Origin of the sequence: Amphritea atlantica (assembly GCF_024347255.1) — a bacterium.
GTDB classification, from domain to species: Bacteria; Pseudomonadota; Gammaproteobacteria; order Pseudomonadales; family Balneatricaceae; genus Amphritea; species Amphritea atlantica.
Genome location: NZ_AP025284.1, coordinates 2,337,671 through 2,353,692, shown reverse-complemented (window position 1 = coordinate 2,353,692; position 16,022 = coordinate 2,337,671). Strand labels below are relative to the sequence as shown.

General features: G+C 52.3%; 12 protein-coding genes and 2 pseudogenes. 5 read left to right on the top strand and 9 right to left on the bottom strand.

What is annotated here, in order from left to right:
- Positions 1-2: 2 nt before the first annotated feature.
- Together OCU43_RS10760 and OCU43_RS10755 are read right to left on the bottom strand one after the other, a co-directional pair.
- Entirely contained in the window at positions 3-887 is an 885-nt protein-coding gene (locus tag OCU43_RS10760; protein WP_091359099.1) for a DMT family transporter, read from the bottom strand.
- Positions 888-942: 55 nt separating this feature from the next.
- Positions 943-3,849, bottom strand: a complete 2,907-nt coding sequence (locus OCU43_RS10755) for an insulinase family protein (protein ID WP_091359102.1) — start codon at positions 3,847-3,849, stop codon at positions 943-945.
- A gap of 363 nt (positions 3,850-4,212) precedes the next feature.
- Here OCU43_RS10755 and OCU43_RS10750 point away from each other — a divergent pair, with 363 nt between their 5' ends.
- Entirely contained in the window at positions 4,213-4,869 is a 657-nt protein-coding gene (locus OCU43_RS10750) for a phasin family protein (protein WP_091359105.1), read from the top strand.
- Positions 4,870-4,967: 98 nt separating this feature from the next.
- Here the strand turns inward: OCU43_RS10750 and OCU43_RS10745 are convergent, their stop codons facing one another.
- The 7 genes and pseudogenes from OCU43_RS10745 to OCU43_RS22300 form a co-directional block, all read right to left on the bottom strand.
- Positions 4,968-6,191 carry a UbiH/UbiF/VisC/COQ6 family ubiquinone biosynthesis hydroxylase gene (locus OCU43_RS10745; RefSeq protein WP_091359109.1) on the bottom strand — a complete coding sequence of 408 codons (1,224 nt, stop codon included), beginning with the start codon at positions 6,189-6,191 and terminating at the stop codon, positions 4,968-4,970.
- Positions 6,192-6,392: 201 nt separating this feature from the next.
- A complete protein-coding gene (gene serS / locus OCU43_RS10740; protein WP_091359112.1) occupies positions 6,393-7,664 on the bottom strand; it encodes a serine--tRNA ligase in 1,272 nt (423 codons plus the stop codon).
- A 22-nt stretch (positions 7,665-7,686) separates the two neighbouring features.
- On the bottom strand, positions 7,687-8,061 hold the full coding sequence (crcB, locus tag OCU43_RS10735) for a fluoride efflux transporter CrcB (RefSeq protein ID WP_091359114.1): 375 nt from the start codon (positions 8,059-8,061) through the stop codon (positions 7,687-7,689).
- A 3-nt stretch (positions 8,062-8,064) separates the two neighbouring features.
- Entirely contained in the window at positions 8,065-9,411 is a 1,347-nt protein-coding gene (locus tag OCU43_RS10730) for a replication-associated recombination protein A (RefSeq protein WP_091359117.1), read from the bottom strand.
- Entirely contained in the window at positions 9,411-10,067 is a 657-nt protein-coding gene (gene lolA, locus OCU43_RS10725) for an outer membrane lipoprotein periplasmic chaperone LolA (protein ID WP_091359120.1), read from the bottom strand. The genes OCU43_RS10730 and lolA overlap by 1 nt, the downstream gene beginning before the upstream one ends.
- Before the next feature lie 2 nt (positions 10,068-10,069).
- A pseudogene (locus tag OCU43_RS22305) lies at positions 10,070-11,560 on the bottom strand (DNA translocase FtsK); the annotation flags it as partial.
- Between the two features lie 618 nt (positions 11,561-12,178).
- A pseudogene (locus OCU43_RS22300) lies at positions 12,179-12,685 on the bottom strand (DNA translocase FtsK 4TM domain-containing protein); the annotation flags it as partial.
- 404 nt (positions 12,686-13,089) lie between these two features.
- On the opposite strand from OCU43_RS22300, the gene trxB reads away from it, so the two are divergent.
- From trxB to infA, 4 genes are all read left to right on the top strand, one after another.
- Positions 13,090-14,043, top strand: coding sequence for a thioredoxin-disulfide reductase (trxB, locus tag OCU43_RS10715; protein ID WP_091359127.1), 954 nt, complete (start codon positions 13,090-13,092; stop codon positions 14,041-14,043).
- A 10-nt stretch (positions 14,044-14,053) separates the two neighbouring features.
- Positions 14,054-14,767: a leucyl/phenylalanyl-tRNA--protein transferase gene (aat, locus tag OCU43_RS10710; protein WP_091359130.1), complete on the top strand. Its 714-nt coding sequence runs from the start codon at positions 14,054-14,056 to the stop codon at positions 14,765-14,767.
- Complete coding sequence (locus OCU43_RS10705; RefSeq protein ID WP_091359134.1) at positions 14,764-15,474, top strand: arginyltransferase; 711 nt, start codon at positions 14,764-14,766, stop codon at positions 15,472-15,474. The genes aat and OCU43_RS10705 overlap by 4 nt, the downstream gene beginning before the upstream one ends.
- Positions 15,475-15,765: 291 nt before the next feature.
- Positions 15,766-15,984 carry a translation initiation factor IF-1 gene (gene infA / locus OCU43_RS10700; RefSeq protein ID WP_091359137.1) on the top strand — a complete coding sequence of 73 codons (219 nt, stop codon included), beginning with the start codon at positions 15,766-15,768 and terminating at the stop codon, positions 15,982-15,984.
- The last annotated feature ends 38 nt before the right edge of the window (positions 15,985-16,022 follow it).

The window sequence follows — 16,022 nt, the reverse complement described above, 5'->3', positions numbered from 1 at the left end:
CGTTACAGGACCGGGTCTGTCACCGGCTTTACCGGTTGCGAACGCTTCCCCGCCATCGCCACAATACCCGCACAGCAAACCAGCAGAATGCCCAGCAGAGTATGCAGTCCCAGCACCTCATCCCATACCAGCCAGCCAAGAACCGCCGCCATGGCAACCGAGCCGTAGGTGTAGGGTGCTAACTGACCGGCCGGAGCCATACCATAGGCTTTGCTGAGCAATAACTGTGCTACGGTTGAGGTTGCCGCCAGCAACACCAGCCAGCCAAACTGAACCAGGTTTAAGCCTGCGCCGCTCAGCCAGGCCGGAAAAGCGGACAACACTGCAGCGAACAGAGCAAAATAGAATACGATTAACTGGGGGGATTCGGTATCCCGCATCCGGCGTACCGTCACTTTCGCCAGGGCACCCAGACAGGCACCGAACAGAGCAATTAAAATGCCGATATTCACCGCGGTCTCTGTTGGATTGATAATAAAGGCGACACCGATAAACCCTACCAGAATCGCCAGTTTCACCTGCAGGTTTATCCGCTCTTTAAGCCACCATAAGGCGATCAGCGGCATAAAAAACGGGGCAGTCTGTTTCAGCAGTGCCGCCTGGGCAAGAGGAAGATGGCCCCAGGTATAAAACAGGCAGGTCATTGCCGTTACTCCTACCCCCGCGCGCATCAGATGGAAGTGGAGCTTGGTGGTGTGTAGGACAGAGATACCGTTACGCAGCATCCAGGGGACAAAAAGCATCAGCCCCAGCAGGTTACGAAAGAATACGATCATCTCGGTAGGCAACTCAGCAGAAACCTGTCGTATCACCATGCCGGATAGCACCAGAAACATTTCTGATATCAGGATCAGAGCCGCGCCGATCAGAAAACTATGATTTTTCATAAATAACAAAGCCCCTCTGTATCACTCAGAGGGGCTATTGAACTCCAGCAGCCAGTCAGAGGGCGATGATTTCAAACTGTTCATCCAGTTTGGCTGCCGCGGCCGGGCTGGTCACTACCGCAACGCTGGCCTGTTCCGGCTTGAGATAAGTTGCCGCCACCCGCTTCAGATCGTCCAGGGTGACCCTGAGAATACGCTGACGGAACTGTTCGCGTTGTTCTGGCGTGCGGCCAAACAGCGCACTGTGATAAGCCTGTTTCGCCTCTCCTGCGGGAGACCCCGGTTTATCGATGCTGCTGACAACCCCCAGAATCGCTTCTTCCAGCTTTTGTGCTTCCAGTTCGCTCTCCTGCAACCAGACCAGAGAGGCATCAAAATCCGCCAGAGTTTCGCTCAGGCGAGGATCACGATAGGAGAAGAAGCGGAATACTGCATCTGCCGAATCCTGCCCGGCACCACTACCGTAGGCACCGCCCTTTTCGCGCACGGTTCTGTGGAGAAAGCCATTACGCAGAAAATCACCCAGCACAGTGAGCGCTGCCGCATCAGTATGCTCCACCGGAACCGTCGGATAAGCCTTGGCACAGAAGTTCACCTGAGTACTCGTAGTCCAGGCCTGGGTAACACAGCTTCGGCTTGAAGGCAGAGTAAAAGGAACAAAACCATCCTCAGTCGTAACATCCTGCCACTGTGCAGCCAGGGTTTCAGCAACCTGCTGCTGGTGTTCAGCTTCAGTTACTATCAGGAAGCGCCGCGGCGCTTTTAACAGCTTCTGATGCAGCGCTTCCAGCGCATTGGCAAGTTGCTTCAGGTTATCCTCGTTGCGAATACTTTCATCCAGTGCTTTGATCGCACGAATACTCTGTAGCCCTCGTAAGTTATGGGACAACTGCCCGCCGGGTGACAGCTGACTGGCCGCTGCCATAATTGCCAGACTGTGTCCCTGCCCTGTCACGCTCTGTTCTTTACGGGTGCGCTGCTGCGATACCAGCTCACGAATCCGGCTCAGTTCGTCGAAACGGACAGTGGTTAACGTTTTATATACCAGACTGCTCATTTCAGCCTGCTTGCTAAGCAACGCCTTGGCTGACAGCGTCATGTAACCACTGACTTTCTGCTCATCATCAATACTGCCGCGCACCGATGAGTATGCACTGATGCTGCCGCACACCTGTGACTGCCAGGCCTGGGTATCCTGATAACTCTTACCATCACAACCCAGTTCAGTCAGACAGTGACTGTAGAGTGGGATGAGTTGTTGTTCCGCTTCACTCAGGGCAGGCAGATCGATAATCACCTGTTCATATACCAGACCGTTAGTCCCCTGAGGATAGAAGTGATATTTGAAGCCCTGTAGAGACTCTTCCGTCCCGTGAGGAATACGCATCTGTGCCGGTACATCCACGATGGTCACTTTTGGCAACAGGGTTTCATCGTCTATCTGGTTCTGCCGCTGCTCCAGTGCTTCAGCCTGCTGTATAACCGCCTGTTTCTGTTTCTCATCCAGCGACTGACGAATTTTTTCCAGTTTCGCCGTTTCCGCTGCATCGCGTTTTGCTGCCAGCTTAGCATCCGGACGTAGCGTCAGCCTGACCCGGTGGGGGTTATCCAGCAGCTCACGTACCATCGACGGGATGAAATCCGGGTGAGTAATCTCTTCATGCAACTTGGCCAGCACCGGATCGAGATTCAGCAGTGCGATGGGATCACCACGATGGATCGCAGATGACAACGAAGCCAGAATCAGGCTCATACCGTAGGGGTATCCGTCACCACTGATCTCGCGCTGACTCAGTTCCAACTGATGCAATGCGGCTTCGAGGTGCTCCTGAGGTACGCCTTCCTCAGCAACTTTGGCCAGCGTGTCCAGCACCAGTTGCTCAAACTCTGCTGCCTTGTCAGGCTCACTGCCTTCGATGCCGCACATAAAGCCCATCTCCCGGTTTGAATCTTCCAGGCCACAAAGCGGTGAAGGCGACGTTCCAAGGTCGGTGGATTCAAGGGCATAGCGTAATGGAGAGGAGCTGTTATCCAGCAAAACCCGGGACAGCAGGTGCGCTTTTAACTGCTGCTCAAGATCGATACTCGGGCCCAGCAACCAGGCCAGCACATGGTGGGTTTTAGCGCTGATATTTTCATCATCCAGGGCATAGGCCTCCTCAACTCTGACCGGAGAGAAGTAGCGTTTCTCGTCACCAACGGCTATCTCCTCATCGAGTTTGTCGAAACTGGCAAGTGCCTGGGTTTCAAAACGTTGCTGCAACTCTTCAACCGGAATATCGCCAAAGGTCATAAACACCGCATTGGATGGGTGATAATGGGTCTTATAAAAGTGCAGCAACTGCTCGTAACTGAGATCAGGGATCGCTTCGGGATCCCCTCCTGAGTTGTAATGATAGGTGGTAGATGGAAACAGATAACGGGTCAGGGTCTGCCACAAATAAGAGACTGGCGAACTCATCGCCCCTTTCATCTCATTGTAAACCACCCCTTTGTAGACCAGTGGACTATCGCTATCATTCGGTTCACTGAACTCAATCCTGTGACCCTCCTGGGCAAAATCCAGCGGGTCAAGACGGGAAAAGAATGCCGCATCAAGATAAACATCCAGCAGGTTAAAAAAGTCTTTACGGTTCTGGCTGGCAAATGGATAGGCAGTCCAGTCACTGCTGGTAAAGGCGTTCATGAAGGTATTCAGGGAGCGCCGGCTCATCATAAAAAAGGGATCGCGCACCGGATAGTTGCGACTACCACACAGCGCGGTATGTTCCAGAATATGGGCAACACCGCAGTTATCTTCCGGCACAGTACGAAAAGCAACAAGGAAAACATTTTCCTGATTATCAGCAGCAATATGATAATGAAGCGCACCAGTATTGGTATGCACATATTCCTGAACATCGATGCCCAGTGATTCGATTGTTTCGGTGCGCTTGTGTTGAAAAGCCGGGTGACAGGTCATAGCGTTATCCAATGTCAGTGATCTCAATGGTAGATATGGCGATCATTGTAACTAAATCAATCTCTTTTGACCCGCTCACATCAAAGAAATCGTGGATTAGTGATACGCCATCAGATATCTGAGCTAAAGTAACTATCAGGAACCCTCCGGCCGTAGTTTTTTAACCTGTTGTCATCTTTATTTCATCTATGATCTTTAGGTTAATATTGCCGGGAACTTCTGCCAAACAGTTGTGTTCTTTGTTAAATATCGCTTTGTTGCACTGCAACAACATAATTGACATTATTTCGTCCGCCGAATATAGTGAGCAAAAATGCTGCAACGCACAAAGATTGAAACTCTTGCGATCACAGGTGAAAAAACATGTACGAAGAAATGATGAAAGACGTTCAGGAAAACATGAAGCCAGTTGTTGATATGGCTGAAATCAACAAAAAAGCAGCAGAGAAACTGATCGAGCTGCAGTCTGGTTATGTGTCTGATTTTGTAAATGCGACCATGGCGCAAATGCAGGCACTGTCTTCTATCAAAGACCCGAAAGAAGCGATCGATCTTCAGGTTGAATATGTTAAGACGCTTGAAACTAAGCTGACCAATGTTGCTGAAGAAGAGATGGCAGCACTGAATTCAGCCAAAGCTGAACTGACAGCTGTGATTGAGAAAAGCTTCGCAGGCCTTGGCCTTAAAGATATGAACTACTTCGAAGACCTGAGCGCGTTCATGACTGCTGCAGCACCTAAAGCCAAAAAAGCTGACACAAAACCTGCGGCTAAAGCGGCTGCTAAGCCTGCTCCGGCCAAAAAGGCTGCAGCACCTAAACCTGCTGCCAAACCAGCTCCAGCTAAAGCCGCAGCGCCAAAACCTGCTGCCAAGCCTGCTCCGGCAAAGGCCGCAGCACCTAAACCTGCTGCTAAACCTGCCGTTAAAAAAGCGCCAGCGAAGAAGGCTGCAGCACCTAAAGCTGCCGTCAAGCCAGCTCCGGCAAAAGCAGCTGCCCCCAAGGCTGATGAAGCGAAATAAGATTTACTATCAGAATTTAAAAAACAAAAAACGGAACCTCAGGGTTCCGTTTCTGATTCTGCGCGCAAACGTTTCGCGGCGGTTTCCATAGCCGCCAACTAACTAAGGGGCTCCCCTCGCGCAAGGGCGGGCAGCTTCCCCTCCAGCCCCATCGCAAAACGCATCACTCTGTTTTTTGCAGGTACAATTCGTTCTGCTGCTCCGAGCCCCAGGTTTCTCAATATTTTTAACGGCAGAAGATTATTGGAGAAGACCCGGTAAAAACCATCCATCAGCTGCATCATCATCAGATTGTGATTCCGCCGCTGCTGTTCGTACTGCTGTAATAACGACAGATCACTGATCTCAATCCCAGCATGATGCCCCTGAAGTATTACCTCTGCCAGGGTTGCCGCATCCAACAGACCGATATTGACGCCCTGACCCGCCAGAGGGTTGATCATGTGGGCAGCGTCCCCCGCCAGGGCTACGCCCTCTTTGACATATTGCTGAGCATGCTGACGCCGTAATGGGAAAGCCCCTCGTTCAATCAGATTCTCGATCCCGCCGAGACACTCAGGAAAGGTTTGTGTCAGTTCATCGACAAAGGCGGTGCTATCAAGATTCAGCAGTCGCCTGATCTGTGAGGGGTGGTTGTACCACACCAGAGAACCGCGCTGACCCGACAATGGCAGAAACGCCAGCGGGCCGTCGGGCGTAAACTGTTGCCAGGTAATATCCTGCTGAGGCAATGCAGTTGCCACGGAAGCCACCAGTGCATGCTGGTCGTAATCCCAGCTATGCACGCCGATTCCAGCGGCCATTCTGACCCTGGACCCACCGCCATCCGCAGCGATCATCAGCTTGCCTATCAGTTCCCGGCCATCCGCCAGGCGCAACAGGCTACAGCCAGGCGAGTAATCGATGTCCACGGTTTCAGCCGGGCAGATCAGGTCGACATTGTCGAGGCGAGCAAGCTGCTCCAGCAGTGCCAGCTGAATGACGCGGTTCTCAACAATATAACCCAGATGATCCGCACCGATATCATCGCTGACAAACTCTGTAGAGGCGCGCTTTTCATCACTCTCCCACACCTTCATCCGCCGATACGGACAGACTCTTCGGGCGGTGATACCATCCCACACCCCCAGCGTTCTGAAGATCTGTTCAGAGGCGATGCTTAATGCAGAAACCCGCAGGTCATGTTCAGAATCCGGTTGAAAAGATGCCGGATATTGCTGTTCAACCACGGCGATCCTGAGATCGGTATTCCCCAGTGCTGCGGCGATGGTTGCCCCCACCATGCCCCCACCGACTATTAACAGATCATACCTGTTTTTCATTTTCTCTCCGAAGCGCTAGCCTGCTCAAATAGCAGTGAATTGTACCTTCCAGTCTGCGGCTTCTAAAGCGGTTTTACCGTGCAACCTGGACTGCATACACTGAACGGCAACCGGGTGATCTCTGCAAAGAATGGTTGCAGATACAAAAAAAGCGCCAGTAGCGCTTTTTTATTTATCGATTACAGACGTTCAGAGCTTAACTCAGAGTTCGGTAATACCGCCCATATAAGGAAGCAGCGCCTCAGGGACTTTAACCTTACCTTCAGCCGTCTGGTAGTTCTCCAGAATCGCCACCAGAGTACGGCCAACAGCCAGTCCGGAGCCATTCAGCGTGTGCACCAGCTCAGGCTTGCCGGTTTCAGGATTGCGCCAGCGGGCCATCATCCGCCGGGCCTGGAAATCTTCCATGTTACTGCAGGAGGAGATCTCACGATATTTCTGCTGACCTGGCAGCCATACTTCGATATCGTATGTTTTTGCAGCACTAAAGCCCAGATCACCACCACACAGGGTGACTACGCGGTATGGCAGATTCAGTTTCTGCAGAATTTTCTCGGCATTGCCAACCAGCTCTTCCAGCGCATCCCATGACTGTGATGGCTCTACGATATGTACCAGTTCAACTTTCTCAAACTGATGCTGACGGATCATGCCACGGGTATCACGCCCGTGACTGCCCGCTTCACTGCGAAAACAGGGCGTATGGGCAACAAATTTCAGCGGCATCTGCCCGGCATCAACAATCTCATCGCGAACGATATTGGTGACCGGTACTTCTGCTGTCGGGATAAGATAGTAATCACGCTCACCCGGCACCTTGAACAGATCCTCTTCGAACTTGGGCAACTGACCGGTGCCACGCAGTGAATCAGCGTTGACCAGATAAGGAACATAGGTCTCTTCATAGCCGTGTTCTGTGATGTGGGTATCCAGCATAAACTGAATTAATGCCCGGTGCATACGGGCGATACCTCCGCGCAGAACCGCAAAACGGGCTCCGGTAATTTTCGCGGCGGTGGCGAAGTCCAGCTCACCATTCTGCTCCCCCAGATCAACGTGATCTTTGGGCTCGAAATCCAGTTGGGTTGGCTCACCCCATTTGCGGATCTCAATATTATCGTCTTCGCTCAGACCGGCAGGCACTGACTCATGGGGAATATTCGGCATCCCCATCAGCAACGCATCCATCTTCTCCTGAACCTCTTTCAGCTGCTCTTTAGCGGCATCCAGTTGCTCTCCAAGGGTGCTGACTTCAGCCAGCAGAGGGGCGATATCTTCACCCGCCGCTTTGGCCTTACCGATATTTTTGGAGCGGGTGTTGCGCTCGTTCTGCAAGCGCTCAGACTCAACCTGCACATCGCGACGCTGATTTTCCAGCGCATTAAACTCGTCAACCGGAAACTTATAACCTTTCTTGGTCAGCAGCTGAGCTACTTCCTCCGGGTTAGAACGTATAAATTTAGGATCTAGCATAATGTCAGAAACAACCTTAAAGTCAGAACAGGCGAGTAAACCATAGGCCGCTGTACAGGGCGACCATGCAGAGCACCACGCTCATTAATATGTAAATTGCGGCGGACATTATATGCCCTTCTTGCAGCATGGTCACGGCTTCCAGCGAGAAGGTGGAAAAAGTTGTGAAAGCCCCCAGAAAACCAACCATCAGGATCGGCCTTAATTCCGGATTGATGCGGGCTTTTTCCATGATCAGCACAAAAAACACCCCCATCAGGAAGGAACCCAGAACATTACAGAGCATGGTGCCATAAGGCAGCTTATACTGGGCATTATTGACCAGCACCCCGCTCACCCAATAGCGGGCCAGGGCGCCGGTAGCGCCGCCTGCGGCGACTGAAAGCAGGTGTAGCATTGGCTAATCCTTATATCGTTGCTTGCTGCTGGAGCGGTCCAGCGCTTTCAAATGCTCGAGTTTATCACCGATGCGGATCTCCAGCCCCCGGGGCTGTGGCTGATAATAGTGACGCTCAGCAATTTCCGGTGGCAGATAACACTCTCCGGCTGCATAGGCATCCGGTTCATCATGAGCATAACGATATTCAGCGCCATATCCAAGGTCCTGCATCAGACTGGTTGGCGCATTACGCAGGTGAACCGGGACCTCATAACCAGGATCACTGCGCACATCCGCCATCGCCTGATTGAAGGCCCGGTAGACTGCATTACTCTTCGGCGCGCTGGCGCAATAGATCGCAGCCTGGGCAATCGCCCGCTCACCCTCTGCAGGTCCGACCCGTTCAAAGGCATCCCAGGCCGACAGGGCGACCTGCATCGCCCGGGGGTCAGCATTGCCAATATCCTCAGACGCAATCGCCACCAATCGCCGGGCGATATAGAGCGGATCGCAACCACCATCCAGCATCCGGCAATACCAGTACAGAGCACCATCAGGAGAGGAGCCGCGCACGGACTTATGAAACGCGGAGATCATATCGTAGAACAGATCTCCCTGCTTATCATAGCGGCGCGCACTGGACTTCAGCACCTCTTCAATAATCTGTGGCCCGATAGTGTATTGAGTGCCATCAAAATCAGCCAGATCGGCAGCAATTTCAAGCAGGTTCAGCCCACGCCGGCCATCGCCATCTGCCGCTGCCGCCAACTGATCCAGCGCCCCATCCTGAAAGACCAGTGGTTGCTGAGGGATACCCCGGTCAGGATCATGCAGTGCGCGCTGCAAAAGCGCCTCGATATCGTCCTGCTCCAGGCTGCGTAACAGGTAGACACGGGCCCGGGAAAGCAACGCATTATTCAGTTCAAAGGAGGGGTTTTCCGTGGTGGCACCGACAAACAGAAAGGTGCCATCTTCAATGTATGGCAGAAACGCATCCTGCTGAGATTTGTTAAAACGATGCACCTCATCAACAAACAGGATGGTTTTGCGCCCGGACTGCGCTTTCACCTGCAACGCCTGATCGACTGACGCACGAATATCTTTTACTCCGGACAACACCGCCGAGAGAATAATAAAATGAGCATCCACCTGATGGGCCAGCAGGCGGGCCAGGGTTGTTTTCCCCACCCCTGGCGGACCCCATAGAATCATTGAATGAACAGTCCCCTGCTCCAGGGCTTTGCGCAGTGGCTTGCCCTGCCCCAGCAGATGTTGCTGACCGCAGTATTCATCCAGCGACCGGGGTCGCATCCGGGCAGCCAGGGGTTCATATCCGGGCGGCTGGAGATCGTCAAACAGGTCTGCCATCAGTTAACAGGCTCCGCGGTGTTCTCGATAATAACATCGGTGCCTTCTGGCGGCACAAATGTGAAGAAATCTTCTGAATAGTCTGGATTAAGCTTCTGATTATTAAACATTATCGAAGTTTTCTGACCAAGAGAGTCTTCCATCTGCAACTCTTTAATCAGACCATCAGTAAACAGCAAACGGATACGGGTAAAGACTTCAGCATCATTAATGGGAAGCAGTTCAAACAGCTGATTACTGCCCTTCTCCTGCAATAACCGAATTCGGTACTGAGACTGTAACTGGTCTATCTGACCATTCAGAATCAGAGCCGGAACCCCTGAGTCACTATCAGCAACCTTACGACGGGTTGCCTGTTCCAGATCTGGGTCGTAGATCCACAGCGTATCACCATCACTGACCAGTGTTTGGGCAAATGGCTCGGTAGCAATCCATCTGAATTTATTGGGTTTAGCCAGCAACAGGGTCCCCCGGGAGTTATCCATACGGCGGCTATCTTCGCTGCCAGACACCTGATCAAAGTCAGCGCTGAAACTATCAAACTTTGCCAACAGACTGTCGAGCTGCGGCCCCGCATTTTCCTGAATATCAGCCAGGGCTGAGAAGCTCAGTGAACACCCCAGCAAAGCAACAGCCGCAATCTTTTTAAACATCATTATCAATCCTTAGGCGGTGGTGGAGCCAGTACTTCACGGGCGCCGTTATGACTGGCCGGAGAAACAACTCCAGCCGCTTCCATGGTTTCGATCATCCGGGCGGCCCGGTTATAACCAATTTTCAGTTTACGCTGTACAGAGGAGATTGAGGCTTTGCGGGTTTCGGTAACAAACGCCACCGCTTCGTCATACAAGGCATCCTGTTCATCATCCATATCACCGGAAAAGCCACTACTTCCGCCTTCAACAACCTCTGACAGATCGGTAATCAGATAGTCAGGCGCGCCGATCTTCTTCCAGGATTCGACAACCCGATGCACTTCGTCATCACTGACAAACGCGCCATGCACCCGGTTTGGCAGGCTGCTACCTGCTGGCAGATAAAGCATATCGCCGTTACCCAGCAGGTGCTCCGCTCCACTCTGGTCAAGCACCGTCCGCGAGTCGATCTTTGAGGAAACCTGAAAGCCTATACGGGTGGGGATGTTAGCCTTGATCAGACCGGTAATAACATCCACCGAGGGGCGCTGAGTTGCGAGAATCAGGTGGATACCGGCGGCCCGGGCCTTCTGCGCTATCCGCGCAATCAGTTCCTCAACCTTCTTACCCACCACCATAATCATATCGGCGAATTCGTCGATACACACCACTATATAGGGCAGTGTCTCCAGGTAGGGAGCCGGTGCGTCGGATGGTAGCCCCTGCTCTTCCGGATTCCACAGAGGGTCCAGCAATGGAGTACCTTTATCACGCGCTTCATTGACTTTATCGTTATAACCGGCAATGTTCCTGACACCCATTTTGGACATCAGTTTATAGCGCCTTTCCATCTCAGCAACACACCAGCGTAAACCACCGGCGGCCTCTTTCATATCAGTAATAACCGGTGCCAGCAGGTGCGGAATGCCCTCATAAACCGACAATTCAAGCATTTTGGGGTCGACCAGCATCAGCCGTACTTCATCCGGGGTTGCCTTAAACAGCAAGCTCAGCAGCATCGCGTTAACCCCCACCGACTTACCGGAGCCAGTTGTACCGGCTACCAGCAGGTGAGGCATTTTCGCCAGATTGGCAACCACCGGATTACCGGCAATATCGTTACCCAGCCCCAGCGTCAGCTTGGATGAGGCCTCTTTATAGGGTTTAGAGTTGAGCACTTCACTCAGGCGCACCATCTGCCGCTCTTCGTTCGGTATCTCGATACCGATCACCGATTTACCCGCAATGACCTCGACTACCCGCACGCTCATCACCGCCATAGATCGCGCCAAATCACGGGCCAGATTGGTTATCCTGCTGGCCTTGACACCCGGTGCTGGTTGCAGCTCAAACCGGGTAATAACCGGGCCTGGGTTAACCTCGACGACCTCTGCGACGATGCCAAAGTCTTTCAGCTTGCTTTCCAGCAGACGCGACATCTCCTCCAGTTGATCATCACTGTAACAATGCCCCTGTTTGAGTTCTGGTGCATCCAGAAGATCCAGTGACGGGATTTTTCTGCGGGGTTCACGGCGACGGTTGACCTGAGAAATATGATCCAGCCCCAGTTCGCTGTCCTTCATTGGCGTATGCGCTTCCGACAGCGGCACCACCCTGACGCCTTTGCGATCGACGACAGTCAGCGGCTGACCTGACTCAGACATATAAGCCTGTCCGCTGTGCGCATCAGCATACTCGGTTACCAGAGGAATATCGTCAGCGTGGCCCTGATCATGGGCAGAGGGATAGTCTGCCCGGCCAGTATCGAACGTCTGCTCAGTGTGCATGGTCTGATCAGCATAGTAATTGTCTGCAGCGACCGGGACGTCCTGAGGCTCCATCAGCGGTTGCTCAAAAAACGGTTCCTGGCGGCGCGCTTCATGTTTTTGCTCCGCCCTGTGTAAACCGTCCCGGACGGGCTGGTCTTTCAGGGTCGGCAGGTCAATATCAACAACGGGTTCTGAACGCTGCGAGGTCTCAGCTGCACGTCCCTGCCGGGCTGCGGCTCTGAGAAGATTACGTTTCTCTTCATCCTCTGCGGCGTAAGGATTAACCACGGGTTTCTGAGGCTTTTCACGTGCAGCGGGTTTCAATGCAGCTCCGGCAGTGAACAGCAACCCTCCCAGCCGCTCCAGCAGGTGCGACCAGGAAAGCTCGAGCATCAGAGTGAAGCCAAACAGCAGTACTGTCCAGATCACCACAGAACTACCGATCAGGCTGAACAGAGAGACTGCAAGATCAGACACCGCCTGCCCGACCAGCCCACCCATACTGAAGGGCAGCTGTGCGGTAGCATTAGAAAGATGGGTTGCAGCCAGCGTGGCAAGACAGAGCAGCACCAAAACCGCTCCGATAACCCGCAACATCATAAAGGGGATCCCATCCAGCAGCGAGACATGCCGTCGCACCATAAAGCGCAACGCAGGTACAATCAGCATCAGTGGTATCAGCCAGGCTGCAAGACCAAACACAGACAAACCGAGATCGGCCAGCCAGGCACCGACATAGCCGGTGAAATTTCGCGCTTCAGGCTGGTACCCCAGGTGAGACCAACCCGGGTCCCGGCTATCATAGCCAAGTAGCGCAAGCTGCAAAAAAACAGCGAAGCCAATCACAATGATCAGCCCGCCCTCTTTCACCACCCGACCGAGCAGCTCAGAAAACGACACAATTCTGGTTTCGTTCGCAGCGGTTTTAACACTGGCTTGATGACTATTTGTTTGACCACTCTGAGACAAGAAAAATATCCTTACAACTATCTATCAATAGGAGCTAAAAAATAACATATTTAGCCCCGGCTCCCCAGACACAATAGTGCCTTTTACACGCTTTATTCAGCTTACCGGCCCAGACTGAGCATAAACTGAACAATAACGCCCATACTCAATACCCATCCTCTGCGGCGTGTTGGTTAAATCACCCCGACAGGAAGAGTCTGACCCGCTACGGATAAAAAAATTCAGCGCTCATTGCTGTTTTGTCCGCTCCATGAAACGGGCATAATAGGCGTCAATATAATGTGTGAACAGAGAACGGATCACCAATGAGCGAAATACAACACCATAAATTGATTATTCTCGGCTCCGGCCCCGCAGGCTACACCGCTGCAGTGTATGCCGCCCGGGCCAACCTTAACCCAGTTGTGATTACCGGCATGCAGGCTGGCGGTCAGTTAACCACTACGACCGATGTTGACAACTGGCCCGGAGATGCTGAGGGAGTTCAGGGGCCAGAGCTGATGCAGCGGATGCAGGCCCATGCAGAACGTTTCGATACCCAGGTAATTTTTGATCACATTAGTGAGACTGACCTCAGTCATCGCCCCTTCCGTCTTAAAGGCGACATGGCAGAGTATAGTTGTGATGCCCTGATTATCTGTACCGGTGCATCCGCCCAGTATATCGGACTGCCTTCAGAAGAAGCATTTATGGGTAAAGGGGTTAGTGCCTGCGCTACCTGTGACGGATTTTTCTACCGCGGCCAGAAAGTGGCGGTAATCGGTGGCGGCAACACCGCTGTCGAAGAAGCCCTTTACCTGTCCAATATCGCTGCCGAAGTTACCCTGATTCACCGACGCGATTCACTACGCTGCGAGAAGATTCTTCAGGACAAGCTGTTTGAGCGTGCTGAAAATGGCAATATCAACATTCTCTGGAACCATCAGCTGGACGAAGTACTGGGTGATCCGATGGGTGTCACCGGTATCCGGGTTAAAAGCACAGTGGATGACTCACTGAGCGAACTCGAACTTCAGGGCGTGTTTGTTGCTATCGGCCATAAACCCAACACTGAGATCTTTAACGGTCAGCTGGAGATGAACAACGGCTACCTGAAAATCAGATCCGGAAGCGACGGTAATGCAACCCAGACCTCGGTTGAAGGTGTATTTGCCGCGGGCGATGTGGCGGATCACATCTATCGTCAGGCGATCACCTCGGCTGGTTTTGGCTGCATGGCAGCACTGGATGCTGAGCGCTATCTGGACGATCAGGCCTGAGTAGCAACTGATGATTCTGTGGCTTGATCCCTACAGCAACCAGTTCCCCCCGATCACCCAGGCGCTGGATGATCCTAATGGTTTACTGGCTGCGGGAGGGGATCTCAGCCCAGAGCGTCTGATTGCGGCTTACAGGCAGGGGATATTTCCCTGGTACAGCCCCGGGGAGCCTATTCTCTGGTGGTCGCCAGATCCCCGTTGCACGCTGATTCCGGGGCAGATACATATCTCTAGAAGTCTGCGCAAAGCGATTCGAAACACTGAATTTGAGATCACTTTTGACCGGGCGTTCATCCAGGTGATCGAAGCCTGCGCTGCCCCCAGGCATTACAGCGACAGCACCTGGATCAGCGCTCCGATGCAAAGCGCTTATACCGAGTTGCATCATAGGGGTTACGCCCATTCGGTCGAGTTATGGCAGAATGGCGCCCTGACCGGCGGACTCTATGGTATCGCTATGGGACGCCTGTTTTTTGGTGAATCGATGTTTAGCCGGGCCACCAATGCATCCAAGATCGCGTTTGCTTTTTTTGCCAGACAACTGGAAAAATGGGGCTATGCTTTAATTGATTGCCAGATTGAAAATGATCATCTGACCAGTTTGGGAGCTAACAGTATTCCGCGAGCAGAGTTTAAGCAGTATCTTGATACCCATCTGGAAACAGAACTAAGCCATCGCTGGCATTTTGATATAGATAAAGAAGACGTGGTAAGAACTGAGTGACCAACCTGAAAACCCTGCATTTTTATGCAACACCAGAACATGAGTGCAGCTACCTCGAAGGATTTGAAGCAAAAACGCTGTTTGTTGACCCCCAGGAGGTCATCTCCACGGACGCCTACAGCCAGCTTTCAGACCTTGGGTTTCGCCGCAGTGGTAAACATATCTACCGCCCCTACTGCAGCAACTGTCAGGCATGTATCTCAGTGCGGGTCAATGGGCGCGAGTTCAGGCCCAGCAAAAGTCAGAAGCGAATCTTTAATAAAAACAAAGACCTGCAGGTTACAGCAGTGCCTCCGCAGTTTACTGATGAATACTACGCCCTGTATGAAAAATATATCAACACCCGTCACCGTGACGGCGATATGTACCCTCCGACACCGGAGCAGTTCAGTGCCTTCCTGATAGAGGGGGGGCAGAAAGGCTGTTTTTACGAGTTCAGAGACCCGGACGGTAAACTGCTGGTGCTTGCGGTCACCGATTATCTTACGCAGGGACTATCGGCAATCTATACCTTTTTCGACCCCGACGAGGATCGCCGCAGCCTGGGCAGCTACGCGATACTCTGGCAGCTTGAGGAAGTTAAGCGGATGGAGCTGGAGTATCTTTATCTGGGCTACTGGATACGCGAGTGCCAGAAGATGTCCTATAAAATAGCCTATAACCCCATTGAAATGTTGCTGCATGGCCAGTGGATAGTCGTTGACTAACACTCACTGCCCCACCCACCAGCAGAATCAGTAGCAGTATTCCGCTGTCAGTGATAAACAGCAAACTGGCCACAACCATCGCTGTAATTGTTCAGACCTCCTGATATGCGCCATGACACCCTGAGGCTGGATTCCTGCAGCATAACCACAATATAATCGACGCCGGTTTAACAGGTACTCAGGATTTGTTTGCTATTTTTACCAAATCTCTTTGATATAGATAACAAAATAGGGCAAAATACTGCGCTGCAAAATGTAGTATTGCAATTAATTAACTCAGGTAGGTAATGAATGTCTAAAGAAGACAGCTTTGAAATGGAAGGCGTTGTGACCGACACACTGCCTAACACAATGTTCCGGGTAGAACTGGAAAACGGTCACGTCGTTACAGCTCACATCTCTGGCAAGATGCGTAAAAACTATATCCGCATCCTGACTGGCGATAAGGTAAAGGTTGAACTGACGCCTTACGACCTGACTAAAGGCCGCATTACCTACCGCGCCCGCTAATAAAAAAACGGCCCGCAGGCCGTTTTTTTATATCTATA

What these genes read in the sequence shown, in the direction of transcription:
- crcB (WP_091359114.1), bottom strand. Translation starts at nt 8,061, where the DNA reads ATGCTACACCTGCTTTCAGTCGCCGCAGGCGGCGCTACCGGCGCCCTG.
- OCU43_RS10755 (WP_091359102.1), bottom strand. Translation starts at nt 3,849, where the DNA reads ATGACCTGTCACCCGGCTTTTCAACACAAGCGCACCGAAACAATCGAA.
- OCU43_RS10750 (WP_091359105.1), top strand. Translation starts at nt 4,213, where the DNA reads ATGTACGAAGAAATGATGAAAGACGTTCAGGAAAACATGAAGCCAGTT.
- serS (WP_091359112.1), bottom strand. Translation starts at nt 7,664, where the DNA reads ATGCTAGATCCTAAATTTATACGTTCTAACCCGGAGGAAGTAGCTCAG.
- OCU43_RS10730 (WP_091359117.1), bottom strand. Translation starts at nt 9,411, where the DNA reads ATGGCAGACCTGTTTGACGATCTCCAGCCGCCCGGATATGAACCCCTG.
- OCU43_RS10760 (WP_091359099.1), bottom strand. Translation starts at nt 887, where the DNA reads ATGAAAAATCATAGTTTTCTGATCGGCGCGGCTCTGATCCTGATATCA.
- OCU43_RS10745 (WP_091359109.1), bottom strand. Translation starts at nt 6,191, where the DNA reads ATGAAAAACAGGTATGATCTGTTAATAGTCGGTGGGGGCATGGTGGGG.
- lolA (WP_091359120.1), bottom strand. Translation starts at nt 10,067, where the DNA reads ATGATGTTTAAAAAGATTGCGGCTGTTGCTTTGCTGGGGTGTTCACTG.
- aat (WP_091359130.1), top strand. Translation starts at nt 14,054, where the DNA reads ATGATTCTGTGGCTTGATCCCTACAGCAACCAGTTCCCCCCGATCACC.
- trxB (WP_091359127.1), top strand. Translation starts at nt 13,090, where the DNA reads ATGAGCGAAATACAACACCATAAATTGATTATTCTCGGCTCCGGCCCC.
- infA (WP_091359137.1), top strand. Translation starts at nt 15,766, where the DNA reads ATGTCTAAAGAAGACAGCTTTGAAATGGAAGGCGTTGTGACCGACACA.